This is a genomic window from Streptomyces tubercidicus (genome assembly GCF_027497495.1).
GTDB lineage: Bacteria > Actinomycetota > Actinomycetes > Streptomycetales > Streptomycetaceae > Streptomyces > Streptomyces tubercidicus.
On the sequence record NZ_CP114205.1, the window covers coordinates 643836 to 661187 of the forward strand.

General features: G+C 70.8%; 16 protein-coding genes. 10 read left to right on the forward strand and 6 right to left on the reverse strand.

All coding sequences use genetic code 11. The annotated features are described in order from the left end of the window. The first annotated feature begins 286 nt into the window (after window positions 1–286). On the forward strand, window positions 287–667 hold the full coding sequence (locus STRTU_RS02900; protein ID WP_159742084.1) for a DUF779 domain-containing protein: 381 nt from the start codon (window positions 287–289) through the stop codon (window positions 665–667). A gap of 217 nt (window positions 668–884) precedes the next feature. On the opposite strand, the gene STRTU_RS02905 is transcribed toward STRTU_RS02900, so the two are convergent. The 3 genes from STRTU_RS02905 to STRTU_RS02915 all read right to left on the reverse strand — a co-directional run bounded on the left by STRTU_RS02905 (window position 885) and on the right by STRTU_RS02915 (window position 3722). Beyond that, a complete protein-coding gene (locus STRTU_RS02905) occupies window positions 885–1832 on the reverse strand; it encodes a hypothetical protein (protein ID WP_159746652.1) in 948 nt (315 codons plus the stop codon). A 169-nt stretch (window positions 1833–2001) separates the two neighbouring features. Continuing rightward, on the reverse strand, window positions 2002–2520 hold the full coding sequence (locus tag STRTU_RS02910; protein ID WP_159742085.1) for a lytic polysaccharide monooxygenase auxiliary activity family 9 protein: 519 nt from the start codon (window positions 2518–2520) through the stop codon (window positions 2002–2004). A gap of 173 nt (window positions 2521–2693) precedes the next feature. Then, complete coding sequence (locus tag STRTU_RS02915; RefSeq protein WP_159742086.1) at window positions 2694–3722, reverse strand: LacI family DNA-binding transcriptional regulator; 1029 nt, start codon at window positions 3720–3722, stop codon at window positions 2694–2696. A 345-nt stretch (window positions 3723–4067) separates the two neighbouring features. Here STRTU_RS02915 and uriH point away from each other — a divergent pair, with 345 nt between their 5' ends. Together uriH and uriT are read left to right on the forward strand one after the other, a co-directional pair. After that, window positions 4068–5015, forward strand: coding sequence for a uridine-preferring nucleoside hydrolase UriH (gene uriH / locus STRTU_RS02920; protein ID WP_159742087.1), 948 nt, complete (start codon window positions 4068–4070; stop codon window positions 5013–5015). A gap of 32 nt (window positions 5016–5047) precedes the next feature. Then, the gene (uriT, locus tag STRTU_RS02925; protein ID WP_159746653.1) at window positions 5048–6487 is read left to right on the forward strand and encodes a uridine transporter UriT; all 1440 of its coding nucleotides are present in this window, start codon (window positions 5048–5050) and stop codon (window positions 6485–6487) included. 77 nt (window positions 6488–6564) lie between these two features. Here the strand turns inward: uriT and STRTU_RS02930 are convergent, their stop codons facing one another. Continuing rightward, window positions 6565–7716, reverse strand: a complete 1152-nt coding sequence (locus tag STRTU_RS02930; protein WP_159742088.1) for a baeRF2 domain-containing protein — start codon at window positions 7714–7716, stop codon at window positions 6565–6567. Between the two features lie 298 nt (window positions 7717–8014). Here STRTU_RS02930 and STRTU_RS02935 point away from each other — a divergent pair, with 298 nt between their 5' ends. Together STRTU_RS02935 and STRTU_RS02940 are read left to right on the forward strand one after the other, a co-directional pair. Next, entirely contained in the window at window positions 8015–8425 is a 411-nt protein-coding gene (locus tag STRTU_RS02935; RefSeq protein WP_371873545.1) for a DUF2795 domain-containing protein, read from the forward strand. A 122-nt stretch (window positions 8426–8547) separates the two neighbouring features. Beyond that, complete coding sequence (locus tag STRTU_RS02940; RefSeq protein ID WP_159742090.1) at window positions 8548–9027, forward strand: DUF5709 domain-containing protein; 480 nt, start codon at window positions 8548–8550, stop codon at window positions 9025–9027. 128 nt (window positions 9028–9155) lie between these two features. Here the strand turns inward: STRTU_RS02940 and STRTU_RS02945 are convergent, their stop codons facing one another. Next, on the reverse strand, window positions 9156–9773 hold the full coding sequence (locus STRTU_RS02945) for a DNA polymerase ligase N-terminal domain-containing protein (RefSeq protein WP_159742091.1): 618 nt from the start codon (window positions 9771–9773) through the stop codon (window positions 9156–9158). Window positions 9774–10074: 301 nt separating this feature from the next. On the opposite strand from STRTU_RS02945, the gene STRTU_RS02950 reads away from it, so the two are divergent. After that, a complete protein-coding gene (locus STRTU_RS02950) occupies window positions 10075–11382 on the forward strand; it encodes an NAD(P)/FAD-dependent oxidoreductase (RefSeq protein ID WP_174878931.1) in 1308 nt (435 codons plus the stop codon). Window positions 11383–11495: 113 nt separating this feature from the next. Next, entirely contained in the window at window positions 11496–12560 is a 1065-nt protein-coding gene (locus tag STRTU_RS02955; protein ID WP_159742093.1) for an SMP-30/gluconolactonase/LRE family protein, read from the forward strand. A gap of 40 nt (window positions 12561–12600) precedes the next feature. Here the strand turns inward: STRTU_RS02955 and STRTU_RS02960 are convergent, their stop codons facing one another. Next, complete coding sequence (locus STRTU_RS02960) at window positions 12601–13017, reverse strand: Asp23/Gls24 family envelope stress response protein (protein WP_159742094.1); 417 nt, start codon at window positions 13015–13017, stop codon at window positions 12601–12603. A gap of 267 nt (window positions 13018–13284) precedes the next feature. On the opposite strand from STRTU_RS02960, the gene STRTU_RS02965 reads away from it, so the two are divergent. From STRTU_RS02965 to STRTU_RS02975, 3 genes are all read left to right on the forward strand, one after another. Then, a complete protein-coding gene (locus STRTU_RS02965) occupies window positions 13285–13920 on the forward strand; it encodes a class I SAM-dependent methyltransferase (protein WP_159742095.1) in 636 nt (211 codons plus the stop codon). 345 nt (window positions 13921–14265) lie between these two features. Next, window positions 14266–15768, forward strand: coding sequence for a sodium/proline symporter PutP (gene putP, locus STRTU_RS02970; RefSeq protein ID WP_246240080.1), 1503 nt, complete (start codon window positions 14266–14268; stop codon window positions 15766–15768). Window positions 15769–15937: 169 nt separating this feature from the next. Then, the gene (locus STRTU_RS02975; protein ID WP_159742097.1) at window positions 15938–17350 is read left to right on the forward strand and encodes an amino acid permease; all 1413 of its coding nucleotides are present in this window, start codon (window positions 15938–15940) and stop codon (window positions 17348–17350) included. Window positions 17351–17352: the final 2 nt, after the last annotated feature.

Here is a 17352-nt window from a genome sequence, read left to right on the forward strand (position 1 = left end):
CTGCGGACCTTATGGCAGCGCGGGGCCCGTCGGAGGGGACATCCGACGGGCCCTGGTCGGTTGCCTGAGCAGGTCGCCCAGATGTGTGGCCGCGCCCCGCGTTTGCCCACGCGTCCCGGCGCCGCGTGCAACCATGTCGCAACCTGGCCCGGAGTTAACTGGAACGCCGCCGCCGAGGCGGCTCGACGGGCACGGTCCGGGCGGGTCCCGGGCGGCCCGCCCCGTCCTGCGGAGCTATATCCGTTTCCGCTGGTCAGGAGCGGAATGGTGAGGAGAGGAGCGCCCTATGGATGGCACGGCGCGGATCGCGCTCAGTGCGGCGGCGACCGAACTGCTGCGGCTGCTGCGGGAGCAGCACGGCCCGCTGATGTTCCACCAGTCCGGCGGCTGCTGCGACGGCAGCGCCCCCATGTGCTACCCGGCGGGGGAATTCCGTACGGGATCGTCGGATGTGCTGCTGGCCCGGCTGGACGTGGAGGGCGTGCCGGAGCCGGTGGACTTCTGGATGTCGGCCGACCAGTTCGAGCGCTGGCAGCACACGCATCTGACGGTGGACGTCGTACCGGGGCGGGGCAGTGGGTTCTCGCTGGAGGCGCCGGAGGGCGTGCGCTTTCTGATCCGCTCGCGGTTGTTCACCGAGGAGGAACGGGCGGGCCTCGGCGGCTGAGGCGGCGCGAACAAAGGTGAGGCCCCACGCACGGGGGAGAGCGTGGGGCCTCACTTGTAGAAACGGGTGGATGGCGGTTCAGGTTCCCTCACGGTGAAGATTTCGCAAGAAACTTTTGCGCGGACCGGGCACGGACCGATGCCCGCACCGGGCACGGACCGGCGCCGGGTCGGCCACGGCCCCCTCCCGGTCCCGGGCCGCCCATCGCACCCACCGCTCAGGCCCCGCCCTGCACCAGCCGCTCCAGCATCCGCTGGAAGTCCGCGTCCGCCACCACCCGCAGCCCGTCACCATCCGGCTCGCTCAGCGGCGTCATCACGCCCCGGCGCCACCAGAACACCCTGGGGCTGATGGCGCCCGCCGCGTCCTCATGACCGGCCGCCGCGAACCCCGCCATGGCCTGCAACGCCGGGATGACCTGCGCATCGTGGATTCGGTGGAACGCCAGCTGGTGCCGGAAGGGCAGGGCGACCAGCGCACCGTCCGGCGTCAGCTCGGTGCCCATGAGCCGCTGCACCAGCTCGTCCAGGACCAGCACCCGGCTCGCGGTGAAGAACGAGTCGCCCAGCAGCACCTCGAACGCCGAGCCGTCACCGCGCCGCACCGTCTCATGCCCCTCGACCGGCAGCGCCCGCAGATTGTTCATCGCCCGGATCCGCAGCTCGGCCAGGTCCCCGAGGTCGGTCAGCGAGTCCTCGCTGAGCATCTGCACCGCCTCGGGCAGATCGAGCGCGAGCACCTCCCGCAACCCCGGCGCCGGCGCCCGCCCGTAACGGAAGGAGTCCGAGGCGGGCAGCGTCTCCTGGGCGACCACACGGGGGTACAGACAGGCCCGGATCTCGTCCTCGCTGAGGATCTCCAGCGGCTGCGGACCGTCCATCGTACGGAGCACCTTGCCGACGTGATCCCGGATCAGCACGGGCCAGCTGCGCTCACCGCGCCGGTCGCGGTGGCACACCGCGGCGAGGTTGCCGAGGCCGAACTGCCGGCCCGCGGAGTCGGTGACCACGCCCGCGTACGCGGTGACTTCGAGCCCCTGCTCCGCGAAGGCCTGCCGGACCTGTGATCTGAAGACCCCGCCCTCCCGCTCGGAGAAGAAGCTGAACTCCCCGTCACGTGCCAGCTCGCGGGAATCCCGCTTCGGTCCTCGGCGGAACAGGCCCATCTCTTCCTCCCGGCAGCGGCCACGCACAACGGCCATGAATGGGCCGATCGTAACCGGTGGCCCCGCCGGCCTCGTCGCCCTGCTTGCCGCCGTTCACGGAAGTGACCGGCACAGGGAGACAAGGCGGCGGGGCGGGAGGGGTGAGGGGGGTGAGGGAGGAGGCGGAAGGCTAGCCGCCGATGGTGACGTCGATACAGGCGTAGAAGGTATTCGCGGTGTCGGCGATGTTCCAGACCGCGAGGATCTTCTGCCTGCCGGTGATGTCGCCGAAGTTGACGGTGTGCGAGACCGTCTCCGGTGGCTGCGCGCCTCCGTCGTCGAACTCGGCGATCTTCTTCCCGCCGATGAAGTACTGCCAGGTGCTGGTGGAATGACGGGCGGTCAGCCGCCAGTTGAAGGTCTGGGAGGTACCGACCGGGGTGGCCTGCCAGCCCTTGCTGTCATCGTCGAGTTCGGCGAACTGGCTGTTGCCGCCGCTACAGCTGGTCAGCCCCTTGGGGCCCTCGACGCTCTGTGGCTCCCACTTGATCGCACCGCACTCGACGGTGCCCGCGGCGCACTGCGCCTGCCGGCTGGGCGGCGCGGACACATAGCCGTGTGCGCTCGCCGGGCTGACCGGCAGGGTGACGACGAGCAGCGGGGCGATGGCCGCACCGATGGCGAGGGCCAGCCTTCTCTTCCTGTGCATGTCAAGCCTTTCGCGAGGGGGGAATGACGCGAAGGTGCACACCAGTTGGTCTAGACTTTACTCCCTGACCGCGCACGGTCAAGAGATGCGGGGCCGCACCTTCGACCCCAACTATCCTCCCTCGCAGCACTACTGACGTTACGTCAGGCGGGTCAGGCACCAGGCGTCAAGCGTCAGAAGCAGTCAGCGACCCGCGGAACGCCAGCAGGCGCACTGGAAGCCCGGACCACCAACTGTGGCGCGAGCCGGACCGTGCGGCGCGGTCCGGGCTCTCCGGGAGACGGCCGGCGGCTCAGCAGGCGGGCCGCCTCCGCCGCCAGTTCGCCGACCGGCTGGCGGACGGTGGTCAGCGCCGGGTCGGCGAGTCCGGCGAGCGGGATGTCATCGAAGCCGGTGACGGCGACCTCGCCCGGTACGTCCGCACCGAGCTGCCGCAGACGTTGCAGGGCACCGGCGGCGATGAGGTCATTGGCGCAGATCAGGGCGTCCGGCCGGGAGGGCCAGACCCGGTCGACGGCGGCGCGCCCCCACTCCACGGAGAAGTCGCCGAGCTCGACGCGCCCGGGGGCCGCGGGGTCCAGCGCCGCGGCCCCCGCCTCGTATGCCGCGCGCCGCTCGACCGCCGCCGACGCGGTCCCGGCGGCGCCGATGAAGCAGGGACGGCGGCGGCCGGTGGCAGCCAGATGATCGAGCACGAGGGCCATACCGGCCGCGTTGTCGACGGCGACCGAGTCGGCGATACCCGGGCCGCAGCCGCGGTCGAGCAGCACCAGCGGCACCTGAGCGGCCGCGCTCGCCACCGCCTCCCGGCTGCGCCGCTCATCGACGGGTATCAGCAGCAGCGCATCGACCCGCCGCCCCAGGAGCACACCGATCCGGGCCGCCTCGGTCACCGGGTCGTCGTCGCAGTCGGCGAGCAGCACGGCCCGCCCCTCGGCGTGCAGCGCATGCTCCAGCTCCCGGACCAGGGAGGGGAAGAACGGGTTGGTGATCTGCGGCAGAACGAGACCGACGGTGCCGGTGGAGCGGCTGCGCAGGGCGCGGGCCACCTGGTTGGGCCGGTAGCCCAGCCGCTCGGCCGCCTCGCGTACGGTGCGGGCGGTCTCGGCACCGACCGGGCGGGTGCCGGCCAGCACGCGGGAGACCGTGGCGATGGAGCAGCCGGACGCCAGCGCGACATCCTTCAACGTGACTTCGGCCACCGTCTCCCGGATCCCTTCGCTCGGCCCGCCCGGATCGGAGGGAGCATACGCCTGCTGAAATGTCCGGCAAACGTTGTCCCATGAGAGCTGGATCTCCTTGCCACACCGGCCGCTCTTCGTCCCGAAAACGCCCGGTCGGGCCGGTATTGACCCGTTGACAACCGGCCAGTCCATGGGTCAAGTTTCCGGAGAACGTTTTCCCATGCTGCTCGCTCGTCGCTGACGTCCCGCGCGGGCTCGCCATGGGTGACCGCCGGGCGCGCTGTGCGCCGGAGCCCCCGCAGGCCCGTACACACCACCACGTCCGCACCACATTTCGAGCAGCAGAGCAAAGGGGCTCTTCCGTTGGCCAGAAAGATCATCCTCGACTGCGACCCGGGGCATGACGATGCGATCGCCATGCTCCTGGCACATGGCAATCCCGATGTCGAGCTGGTCGCGGTGACGACCGTGGTCGGGAACCAGACGCTGGAGAAGGTGACCCGTAACGCCCTGTCCGTGGCGCGGATCGCCGGGATCACGGGGGTGCCCTTTGCCGCCGGCTGCCCGCGCCCGCTGGTCCGGGCCATCGAGACGGCCCCGGACATCCACGGCGAGACCGGTCTCGACGGCCCGGAGCTGCCCGAACCGGCCATCGAGCTGGACCGTCGGCATGCGGTGGACCTGATCATCGACACGGTGATGTCCCACGAGCCCGGCGAGATCACCATCGTCCCGACCGCGGGTCTGACCAATATCGCGCTGGCCGTGCGCAAGGAGCCGCGGATCGCGGAGCGGGTCCGTGAGGTCGTCCTGATGGGCGGCGGCTACCACGAGGGCAACTGGAGCGCGGTCGCCGAGTTCAACATCATCATCGACCCCGAGGCCGCGCATATCGTCTTCAACGAGCGCTGGCCGGTCACCATGGTCGGCCTCGATCTGACGCACCAGGCGCTGGCGACCCCGGAGGTCGATGCGAAGATCGCCGCGGTCGGCACCCGCCCCGCCCGGTTCGTCGGTGAACTGCTGGACTTCTTCCGCGAGGCGTACCGCGAGAACCAGGGCTTCGACCACCCGCCGGTGCACGACCCGTGCGCGGTGGCGTATGTGATCGACCCGGACGTCATGACCGTACGGAAGGCCCCGGTCGACATCGAGCTGCGCGGTGCGCTGACGCTCGGGATGACCGTCACGGACTTCCGGGCGCCCGCACCGGACGACTGCACCACGCAGGTCGCGGTCTCCCTGGACCACGAGCGGTTCTGGAACCTGATCGTGGACGCACTTGAGCGGATCGGCGACATCGAGGCATGAACTCCCCCACCGAGATGAACAGCGCCACCGAGATGAGCACGGCCACCGACCGGCGCCCCGCCGAGGGGACGGGCGGCGGTTCCGGGGTCCGCATAGGGGTGCTGGTCACCGCACTGCTCGCGGCCTGTTTCGCCTTCCAGCTCAACGCCAGCATGCTCAGCCCCGCGCTGAAGAACATCGAGGACACCCTCGGCGCCAGCTCCGCGGAGATCGGCCTCACCCAGACCGCGTTCTTCACCTCCGCGGCGCTGTTCTCGCTCTTCCTCCCGCGGCTCGGCGATGTCATCGGGCGCCGCCGGGTGCTGGCCGGAATGCTCGCTCTGATGGTCGTCGGCTGCGTCGTCGCCGCGCTGGCGACCAGCGTGCCGATGCTGTTCGCGGGCCGTGTCATCCAGGGTGTCTGCGGTCCGGTCGTTCCGCTGTGTCTGATCATGCTGCGGGTGGAGGTGCGGGAGCCCAAGCGGTACGGCACTCTGCTGGGTGTGATCACCGCCGTCAACGGCGGTATCGCCGGTGTCGACTCCCTCGCGGGCGGCTACCTGGCCGACCGTCATGGCTTCGCGTCGGTGTTCTGGGCGATGGCGATCGTCGCCGCGCTGGCCGCCGTCCTGGTCGCCACCCTGACCCCCGAGTCGAAGGCGGCCGCCGCGACCCGGATGGACTGGCCCGGGGTCGCGCTGCTGGTGGTCTCGGTCGGCTCGCTGCTGACCGCGCTCAACGAGGCGGGCAAGCTGGCCGCCGCCAACTGGCCGCTGATCGCCGTCCTGCTCGTGACGGCGGCCGCCGCCTTCGCCCTGTTCTGGCGGACCGAGAACCGCAGCGGGCACCCGCTGGTCGCCACCCGGCATCTCAAGCAGCGGGCGACCTGGGCGACCCTGCTGACCACCGTGCTCACCATGACCGGTGTGTTCGCCGTCATGAACGGGCTGATCCCGGCCTTCGCACAGGACGCACAGGCCGGTCTCGGGATGAGCGCCGAGCAGTCCGCGTGGTGGACGCTGTCGCCGTACGCGCTCGCCGGACTGGCCATGGGCCCGCTGGCCGGCCGTCTCGCCGCGACCTTCGGCTACGGCCGCGTCCTGCGGTTCGGCCTGGTCGGGTCGGTGGCGACGGTCGCCCTGATGCTGTTCACGATGCACAGCCAGTCGCAGATCCTGCTGCTGGTGACGTCCATCCTGGTGGGCATCGCCTACGCGGGCGTGGCGAATATCGTCCTCAACGGGCTGGGCATCGTCCTCTCCCCCAGCGAGAACCCGGGCTTCCTGCCCGGTCTGAACGCGGGCGCCTTCAACCTCGGCGCGGGACTCAGCTTCGCGCTCCTGTACGCGGTCAAGACCGCTGCCGCACCGGCGGACCCGTCGTCGTCCGGTGGCTACACCGCCGGCATGATCGCGGGCGTGGTGATCCTGGCCGCGGCCATCGCCACGTCCTTCCTGATCCCGAAGCCGGTGGCGGCCGAAGCACAGGACTGAGGCGCGCGACGCACCGCAACGGGCCGCCCGCCGACCGGATTTCCCGGTCGGCGGGCGGCCCGTTGCGGTGTGCGCGGTCAGTGGTGTGCGCCGTCGGCGGTGTCCGCGTCCGTCCAGCGCAGGAGAGCGCCGAGCCCGCCGGAGGGCGCCCGCTCGGGGTCCCGGACCACCACGATGTCGGCGCCGCTCGCCGCCGCAGACCGCACCAGCGCGTCATCCGCCCGTGCGGCAGCCGGACGCGGCTCCCCGAGATACTGCAACTCCGTTCCCCGTACGCCGAGTTGATCGGCCTCGGAGCCCACCCAGAGCTGCCGGGCGATATCCGAGCCGTGCGGGCTGACCAGCAAGGTGTCGATTCGGTGTTCCCGGGCCGCCTCGACCAGGGCGGGGATACCGGCCGCGGCATGCGGGGCGCTCTTGCCTCCAGGCCCCGCACCGGTCCGGAAGCGGTCCGCCACCTGCGCGATGTGCTCCCGCTCCTGAACTGCCCTGACCTGGGCGATATCCCGGTCCACCAGCGCGCTCTCGGCACCGGGTGCCCGCCCGCCGTGTTCGCTCTCGTACGTGAGGGCGCGCAGCGGTTCGGGCAGCTTGTCGTGCACCAGATGGCGTTCGCGGGCATCGCCGATCAGGACGACGGCCTCGGCGCCGCACTCCTCGAACGCCTTGCGTACCGCGTCGGCGATCTCTCCCGCGTTGTGTTCCCAGGTGTTCTCCACCTTGGCGCGGAAGTGCCCTTCGGACCAGTCGCCCGAGGCGGTGCGGTGGAGGGGCCAGTCGGCGCCGCTGACCTGGCCGGCGTCCTCGGTGCCCCGTTCGCCGAGTACGGCGAAGTCGGCTCCCGCCCGGTCCAGACGGACCACGAGGCAGACCGGGTCGTCGCCGACCGCCGCCAGGAACGGGGTGACTCTGGGCACCGGCCCCCAGGCCGCGAACGGGGTGGCGGGCGGCCCGGGAAGCGGGGTGTCGAGCACGACCTCGCCATGGGCGGCGAACAGCACCCGCCCGGAGTGCTCCCCGGACTCGCCCTCGTGGCGCAGGAGCAGGGCTTCGTGCACCGCACCGCAGGTCGCCTCGTCCGCGCCGAGCGCGAACAACTGCGCCGTGGTGGCGCTCGCCGTCAACTCTTGCTGTTTTGCGGCGTCCTCGGTGCTGTGCGCGATATCGGCATAGACGGATGCCCAGGGGCCTGGCCGGTCGATGACCGGTTGCAGGAGCGAGATTCGCATGGCGCTTCCTCCTTGGCTTCCTCGGATTCCGTGGACTCTCCCGTGGTGCGGTGGGCCGTCTTCGTTGTGTGGTGGGCTGACTTACGAATTCCCGTTCCCGAAAGGCGTATGCATCGCGTCCCGAAAGGCGTAGGCAGCGAGGGCATATGCACGTGTCGTCACGTTCCGTGGCCGGCCGCATGATTTCCGTATGCAGGGTGGAAACTGCGCCGCCGGGTTGTTAGGGCTGGGGGAGCAGGGAAACTGGGAGTAACGCGACGGGTCTTTATGACTCGTGGAGCCGGAGGCACCCATGGTCATGGAACACGGAACGGACAAGACCGGCCCCGCTCGGGACGACATGATGAAGAAGCAACTACGGGGGCAATTGACGGCGGAGCGCTCGCTGCGGACGGATGAGGAGCATGAACTCCAGCCGGCCGGCGAGGACCAGCCGGTGGCGGCCTGGTCCCCCGAGAGCGAGTTCCGGGGCGGCACGCCGAGCGGGATGACCGAGCAGGACGTGGGCCTGCGCTCCGAACTCGCCCAGCACCTCGGCCGCAGCCTGTACCCGGCCGACAAGTACGCGATCATCGAGACGCTGCGGCGCAACAACGCACCGGACCGGCTGGTCAGCATGGCCGAGCGGCTGCCGGCACACGAGCGGTTCGGCAATGTGCAGAGCATCGCCGAGGCCGTCGGCATCGCGACGGAACACCGGCGCGCCTGAGGCCGCGACCGGTCCGCCCGTCCTGGCGCTGCCGGGAGCCGCCAGGAGGCGGACAATTGGCCGTATACGCACCTGCCGCACCCGGCGGCCGGGCGAAGGCAATGGGAAGAGGGAGGGCGGCTATGTCCGACAACACCATGGGCGACGAGGTCTACCAGCCGCCCAGCTCCGACCCCCAGGACAACCCCAATGACCTCGATATGGAGGACGCCCTGGACGAGCCGGGCCTCGACCAGACACTGGACACCGGCTATTCGCCGCCCGAGCGGCCCTTCGTGGTGAACCACGACGGGACCACCGCCCGGGAGCTGCACGACCGTGAATCGCTGGAGCACCGGCTGTCGGTGGAAGTACCGGAGGTCTGCGCACCCGACGGCGACGGGATCGGCGATCTGCCGGACGGCGTGGGCGAACCGACGGACCTCGAATGCGGCGAGGAGCGGGCCGGCCGGCTCGTGGGTTCCGACGAGGGATTCTGGCGCGGCGGCAGCAATGACATCTCGGCCCGGGATGTCGGCATCGACGGCGGCGCCGCGTCGGCGGAGGAGGCGGCGGTGCATATCGCCCGGGACGATGCGGGGGACGGGGGCGGGGAGGTCTAAGGGCTGCCCTTAGGCCGTAAAGCCTCGGCCCGCATTTCGCGCTCATAGTGCGCGTCGTGCATTCACCTATTGCGCGTCGTGCATTCACCACGAAATGCGACCCGAAAAGCAATCCCCACAGCGATTTCTCAGCGCCCCGTGCCCTCTTCGGCGGCCACCCGCTTCAGGGTGCGGCCGCTGCGTACGGAGCGGGCCCGCCGGGCGTCCGGTGTGCCGCGCCGTTCGGCCCGGTCGTCGTTCTCCTTGACCAGCAGCCAGGACTCCCGTTTCCCGGGGCCCTGGCCGGTGCGGAACCGGGTGAGCGCATAGCCGCCGTGGAGCTTGCTCCCGTCGAGCCAGAAGGAGATATGGCCGTCGTCGAGCGCCTGGCGGAAGGGCAGGGTGCGGCCCTTCTTTTTGCGGGGCAGTGGGCGGTAGCTGCCCTGGTCCCAGACGATCACGGTGCCCGCGCCGTACTCCCCCGCCGGGATGACGCCCTCGAATTCCCGGTACTCCAGTGGATGGTCCTCGGTGGGCATCGCCAGCCGCTTGTCGTGCGGGTCGGCGGACGGTCCCTTGGGCACGGACCAGGACTTCAGTACCCCGTCGACCTCCAGCCGGAAGTCGAAGTGCAGGGTGCTCGCGTCATGGATCTGGACGACGAAGGACGAGGTGTCCCCGGCGCCCGCCGGGGCGCCCGGTGGCTCGCGCGTCCGGTCGAAGTGCCGTTTGCCGCGGTATGCCGTCAGTCCGTCCTTGGCGCCCATGTGCCCCACCTGCCCTTCGTGCCGGTGGCCGCATCTCTCACTGTCGCGCGGGGCGGCCGGCGACGCATGTGCGGACGTCCCGACGTGCCGCCCGGGGGCCGCCACCGTCAGAATGACAGGGGACCCAGGTGTACCCGGCCCCGCACCGGTTAGCCGACAAGGCACCAGAAGGCACGACAAGGAGCCCAGTGCGCCCGCGCCGGCCGTCTGCCCACACCGGACGGTGATCACTGCTCGACCCGGCGCTCAGGCACCATCCTCGACCGCAGGAGTCCACGTGAAGCGACGTCGCCCTCGGATCGTGATCGTCGGAGCCGGTTTCGCCGGTTACGAATGCGCCCGCACGCTCTCCCGGCAGGCCAAGGGGGCCGCCGAGATCGTGCTCATCAACCCCAACGACTACTTTCTGTATGTGCCGCTGCTGCCGGAGGTGGCGGCCGGAATCCTGGAACCCCGCCGGATCTCGGTCTCGCTGACCGCGACCCTGCCGGGCGTCCGGCTCGTCCTCGGTGAGGTCCATGACGTGGACTTCGATGCCCGTCGGGTGGACTACACCGACCCCGAGGACCGGGGCGGCTCGCTGTCCTACGACCGGCTGGTGCTGACCGTCGGCAGCGTCAACAAACTGTTGCCCATCCCGGGCGTCGCCGAGCATGCCCATGGCTTCCGCGGGATGCCCGAGGCGCTGTACCTCCGCGACCACATCACCCGTCAGATCGAGATGGCCGGTGCGGCCGACGATCCGGCCGAGCGGGCCGCCAGGACCACGTTCGTCGTCGTGGGCGCCGGCTACACCGGTACCGAAGTCACCGCCCAGGGCGTGCGGTTCACCGACTCCCTCGTCCGGCAGAACACCGGGCTGCGGGACGGCCCGCGCCCCCGCTGGCTGCTGCTGGACCTCGCCGACCGGCTGCTGCCCGAGCTCGACGAGCGGCTGTCGGGCACCGCCGACCGGGTTCTGCGTGCCCGCGGCGTCGAGATCCGTACCCGCACCTCCGTCAAGGAGGCGACCGCGGACGGGGTCCTGCTCGACGACGGCGAGTTCATCGGCACCCGCTCGCTGATCTGGTGCGTGGGCGTCCGGCCCGACCCGCTGGTCGAGGCGGTGGGGCTGCCCACCGACAAGGGGCGGCTGTGCGTCGACGCGTACCTGGGAGTGCCCGGCCGGCCGGAGGTGTTCGCCTGCGGGGACGCCACGGCCGTTCCCGACCTGACCCGCCCCGGGGAGACGACGCCGATGACCGCCCAGCACGCCCAGCGGCAGGGCAAGGTCGCCGCGCACAATGTGGCGGCGTCCTGCGGACAGGGCACCCCGCGCGCCTACGAGCACCACGACCTGGGCTTCATGGTGGATCTCGGCGGAGTCCAGGCCGCCGCGAACCCGCTGCATGTCCCGCTGTCCGGCCCGCTCGCCGGAGCGATCACCCGCGGCTACCACCTCCTGGCGATGCCCGGCAACCGCATCCGGGTGGCCACCGACTGGTTCCTGGACGCGGTGCTGCCGCGCCAGGGCGTCCAACTGGGCCTGGTCCGCTCCTGGTCGGTGCCGCTGGACACCGAGACCCCCGAAGTGGCCCGGGTACCGAACGACACACCGGGACGGTCGTGAGCGGACGCCGGACGCGGAGGTTCTGCTTGGCTGACCGGTGAGTGATCCGTGGCCAGATCACGGGCGGTGTCCGCAAGCCGCCGGCCACGGCCACAGGATTCCGGAGGCGAGAGATGGAGCTGGACCGCAGCCCGGTGGCCCGTACACGTCGCAGGTCGGTGAACGGGCGGCTCACGGAGCGCATCGCACGGGGCGGGCCGCGGGCACTCCCGGCGCTCCGTATCGTCGCGCCCGAGATCGAGGGCCCCGAGGACGTGGTGGCCGATGCCGACGGCAGCCTCTTCGCGGGCGCCGCGGACGGTGCGATCTGGCGGCTGCGCCCCTCCGCGTCGGGCGCGGCCGACCGGGCGACGGCCGTGGCACACACCGGTGGCAGACCGCTCGGCCTGCAGCCCCTACCCGGCGGTGAGCTGCTGGTCTGTGATGCCCGGCGCGGTCTGCTGCGCCTCGACCCCCGCCATGGGACCGTACGGGTGCTCGCCGACGAGGTGTCCGGCGCGCCCCTGCGGTTCTGCAGCAATGTCACCAGCGCGGCGGACGGCACGGTCTACTTCACCGTCTCCAGCCGTCGCTACGGCCTCGACGAGTGGCTGGGCGACTTCCTGGAGCACACCGGAACCGGACAGCTGCTGCGGCTGCGGCCCGGCGGCACTCCCGAAGTCCTGCTGGAGGGGCTGCAGTTCGCCAATGGCGTGGCGCTGGCCCCGGATGAGTCCTTCCTGGTCGTGGCGGAGACCGGGGCCCGCCGCCTGCGCCGCTACCGGCTCACCGGCCCCCGGTCCGGCACCGCCGACACACTGGCCGCGGAGCTGCCCGGCTACCCCGACAACGTCTCCCTCGGTCCGGACGGAGCGTTCTGGGTCGCCCTGGCACGACCACGGGCGGCCGGTGTGGAGCTGCTGCACGGCATGCCGCGCGGCGTCCGGCGGGCGGCCTGGGAGGTGGCGAAGCGGCTGCGGCTCTCGCTGCCTCCGCACCCGACGGTTCGGGTCCTGGCGGTCCGCCCGGACGGCGGGCATGCCTGGGATCTGCGCGCCGTACGGTCTCCGTACCGGATGGTCACCAGCGTCTGCCGGACCGGGAATCTGCTGGCCATGGGCAGCGTCGCGGAACGCGGTATCGCCGTCTGCGCGGTCCCTGGCACGGACGGCGAGGACGGCGCGGGCCCCGTGTACTGACCCGCCGCGCGAAGGGTCCCCGCCGCCGCGATCCGCCCCGCTACACCACCCGTTCCGTTTCGGCTTCCTCCTCCTCGGGGAGCCGTACATCGCTGACCGCGATATTGACCTCCACGACTTCGAGGCCGGTCATCCGCTCCACCGCGGAAATCACGTTCTCCCGCACCGCCTTGCCCACTTGGGGGATGACCTCGCCGTATTCGACGATGATGTCCAGGTCCACCGCCGCCTGTTTCTCGCCGACTTCGACCTTGACACCGTGCGTGGTGGTGGTGCCTCCCCCGGGTACGCGTTTGCGCAGGGCTCCCACCGAACGCGCGAGCCCGCTGCCCAGGGCATGGACTCCTGCCACATCACCGGCGGCCAGATAGGCGATCTTCGCGACCACGCCGTCGGCGATGGTCGTGCGTCCCAGGTCCCCGGCGTTCCGTGAGCCGCGCTCTGCGAAATCGGTCATTGCGCATCACCCCAGTGCTCCATCGAGGGGAAGTCTTCGGCCCTCTCTTCACGCTATGGCCGTACGGGTGACGCTGCCTCCTGAAGCGGGGTGCGGACGGGCGCGGACGGCTGCGGGACCCTCGGCCCGGCGCCCCGCCCCCTTTGCCGATACGGCAAGGAAGCTTGTCGATTTCGTCGCACCGCACGGAACATCCCGGCACGGGCGGTACGGCACGGAAACGGCGTACCGCACCTGACCGAGGAGCACGGACCGAGGAGGACACTCATGGCCCATGACGTCACCGTCCCGGATGAGGAATTCTGGGACACCCGCTACGCGGCGAGCGACCGGATGTGGAGCGGCCGCCCCAACTCCGCCCTGGTCCGGGAGGCCGGCGACCTGGCCCCGGGCCGGGCGCTGGACCTGGGGTGCGGGGAGGGGGCGGACGCGATCTGGCTCGCCGAGCGGGGGTGGGAGGTCACCGCCGTCGATATCTCCCGGGTCGCGCTCGGCCGGGCGGCGGAGCATGCGGCGGCGGCCGCGGTCGCCGACCGCGTCAACTGGCAGCAGCACGACCTCGGAACCACCTTTCCCGGCGGCACCTTCGATCTCGTCACCGCCCAGTTCCTGCACTCCCCCACCAGCGCGATGCCGCGCGACAGCATCCTGCGGAAGGCCGCCGGTGCCGTCGCGCCCGGTGGCGTGTTGCTCATCGTCGGACATGCGGGACTGCCCGCTTGGGAGCCCGACTGCGAGGTGCACCTTCCCACTCCCGAGGAGGTCGTCGAGAACCTCGGCCTTCCGGACGAACAGTGGGAGCTGCTGCGCTGCGAGGAGCACCCGAGCTTCCGGACCGGCCATGACGGGAAGCCGGATCCCCGTACGGACAACACCGTGAAACTCCGCCGCCGGACCGCCTGACATCCGCCACGCCGGCCCCCCGGCGAGCGGGCCACCCCGCCGGCATGCACCAACTCCCGTGCGAGGGACGGGTGTTGCCCACCATCCGGGGGGCCGGGCTGCGCGCTATGGTCCTGCCCCGGTCCCGCCCCGAGCCTGCCGGGACCGGGGCGACGGGGGCGAACGACTGTCAAGGACATCTGTCAAAAGGGTGCCGCTCCCGGTGGCAGATCCGTATCGTCTGCTCGCGCCGGAGCCTTCTCGCCCCCGGGATCTCCTCGTGAGCCCTCTCCCCCGGGCGCCCGCGCCGTGGACGGCAGTGCAAGCAGCTAGGGAGCAATGGTGACACCCCTGATCGTACCCGTCATGATCACATTCGGGATATTCCTGCTCGCCATGGTGGCCGTGGGCATCTGGACGTATCAGGACACCGTGACGTTCTCTGATTTCGCCCTGGGCGGGCGGCGGTTGAGCGCACCGCTGGCGGCGCTGTCCGCGGGTGCGAGTGATATGTCCGGCTGGCTGTTCCTGGGACTGCCCGGCGCGGTGTACGCGGCCGGGATCGGTGCCTCGTGGATCGCCGTCGGCCTGGCCATCGGCACCTATCTCAACTGGCTGCTGGTCGCGCCGCGGCTGCGTACGTACACCGAGCTGGCGGGCGACGCGAAGACGCTCTCGGCGTATCTGGAGGAGCGGTTCGAGGACGGCAGCAGAATGCTGCGGCTGGTCTCGGCGACCGTCACCGTCGTATTCTTCACCGTCTACGTGGCGAGCGGACTCCTGGCCGGGGGCGTGCTGTTCGAGGGGATCTTCGGAGGCGGTTTCGAGTTCGCGCTCACCGTCTTCGCCGTGGTCATCGTCGTCTACACCGTCCTGGGCGGCTTCCGTGCGGTGAGTGTGACGCACTCGATCCAGGCCACGGTGATGTTCTGCGCGGCGGTGGCGCTCCCCGCGATCGGCATCGCGATGCTGGGCGGCTTCGGTGCGCTGCACGGAGAGCTCGCCCGCAAGAGCCCGGCCCTGCTGGACATGGGGGCGAAGGCCGGCTTCGACGGCAGCCGGTGGACGTCCGGCGGGCCGCTCGGCGCGGTGGCGGTGATCTCCCTGCTCGCCTGGGGACTGGGCTACTTCGGCCAACCCCACATCCTGGTCCGCTTCATGAGCATCCGCAGCACCCGCGAGATCCCCCGGGCCCGCCGGATCGGCGTCAGCTGGGTGGTCGTCTGTCTGGCGGGCGCTTCGCTCGTCGGACTGGTCGGGATCGCCGCGCTCGACACCGCGCCGGACAACCCGGAAACCGTCTTCATCGCGCTCTGCGCCCAGTTGGTCAATCCCTGGGTCGCCGGCATCCTGCTCGTCGGTGTGCTGGCCGCGATCAAGTCCACCGCGGACAGCCAGCTGCTGGTCTCGGCGATGGCCCTCACCGAGGACTTCTACCGGGCGTTCGTCAAACGGCGGGCCTCGGACGCGGCGATGGTGCTGGCGGCACGCGCGACGGTGGTCGCGGTCGCCGTGGTCGCCTACCTCATCGCGCTCAGCGGCGGCGCCGTGCTGGACATCGTCGCGTACGCCTGGGCGGGCTTCGGTGCCGCCTTCGGTCCGGTGATCCTGCTGTCGCTCTACTGGCCGCGGATGACACGGGCCGGGGCGATGGCCGGGATCGTGACCGGCGCGGCCACCGTCGTCCTGTGGAAGCACATCGACCCGCTCCTCGGGCCGCTGCGGTCCGGCATCTACGAGATGGTGCCGGGGGTCCTCGCGGCCACCGTGGCGGCGCTGCTCTTCGGCAAGTTCGTCGGCCGCCCGCCGCGCCGCACCTGGTCGGGCTCCATGGAGCACAAGCACGCCGCGGCGGTCCCGGTCGGCTGAGGTCAGGGGGCGCCTGACCTGCGCGGAAACACACCCACTTCACTGCGTGTCAACGATCTCACTACACGTGAGTGAACAGTCCGAATAGCGGGCGTTCACTTCGTACCTGCCTGCTCTCCCCGACACTCGTCAGGTTCACCAACGTCTCAACCAATGAACAGGCACGACCATGAGTCGGACAGTCCCCCGGTCGCCCCAGAACTCCCCGGAGGCCGGGCAGAACTCCGAGTCCGTGTTGTCACACGGCCTCAAGCAGCGCCATCTGTCGATGATCGCGCTCGGCGGGGTCATCGGCGCGGGGCTCTTCGTAGGCTCCGGGGTCGGTATCGCCGCGGCCGGACCGGCCATCGTCCTCCTCTTCATGGGCACCGGCGCACTGGTCATGCTGATCATGCGGATGCTCGGCGAGATGTCCGCGGCCCGGCCCTCCACCGGCTCGTTCTCGGTGCACGCGGAGGAGGAGATCGGCTCCTGGGCCGGTACCACCTCGGGCTGGATGTACTGGCTGATGCTCTGCGCCGGGGTGGCCGCCGAGGCCACCGCGGCCGGCACGATCATGCACACCTGGGTGTCGTTCATCCCCGCCTACGGCTGGGTGGCGATCTTCATGGTGTTCTTCTGCGCCAGCAATCTGACCGCGGTCAAGAACTTCGGTGAGTTCGAGTTCTGGTTCTCCGCGGTCAAGGTCACCACGATCGTCGCCTTCCTGGTGCTGGGTGTGCTCGGCATCCTCGGGGTGTTCGGCGACGCTCCCGGCACCAGCCATCTGACCGGCCACGGCGGCTTCTTCCCGACCGGCGCCGCCGGACTCGCCGCCGGGCTGCTGACCACCATTTCCGGGTTCGCCGGTCTGGAGACCGTCACCATCGCGGCGGCGGAGTCCGACAACCCGAGCCGGAACGTGGCCCGTGCCGTCCGGACCGCCGTCTGGCGCATCGCCGTCTTCTACATCGGCTCCATGGCCGTGGTCGTGACCCTGGTGCCGTGGAACGACCCGAAGGTCGCCAAGGACGGCCCGTATGTCACCGTGCTCGACACGCTGGGCATCCCGGCGGCCGGCACGATCATGCAGATCGTGGTGCTGGTGGCGCTGCTCTCCGCGATGAACGCCAACATCTACGGCTCCTCGCGGATGGCGTACTCGCTGGTCAGCCGGGGTCAGGGCCCGCGCTTCCTGGCCAAGGTCACCAAGGGTGTGCCGGCCGCGGCGGTGCTGGCGTCCTGTCTGTTCGGCTTCGCGGCCGTGATCGCCGGGATCGTCTGGCCGACCACGGTGTTCGCCTGGCTGCTGAACATCGCCGGCTGCGCGGTGCTGGTCGTCTGGTCCATCGTCTGCCTCACCCAGCTGAAGATGCGCCGCCGTCTGGAGCGCGAGGCACCCGAGCTGCTCTCCGTGCGGATGTGGGGCTTCCCCTATCTGACCTGGCTCACCTTCGCCGCCATCCTCGGCATCTTCGCCGTCATGGCCGCCGGCGCGGACGGCCGTCAGCAGCTGATCGGCACGGCCTTCGTGGTGGCGGCACTGGCCGGCGCCGGCCATCTCAAGCAGCGCCGCGACCGACAGGCCGCCACCGGCAGCTGACC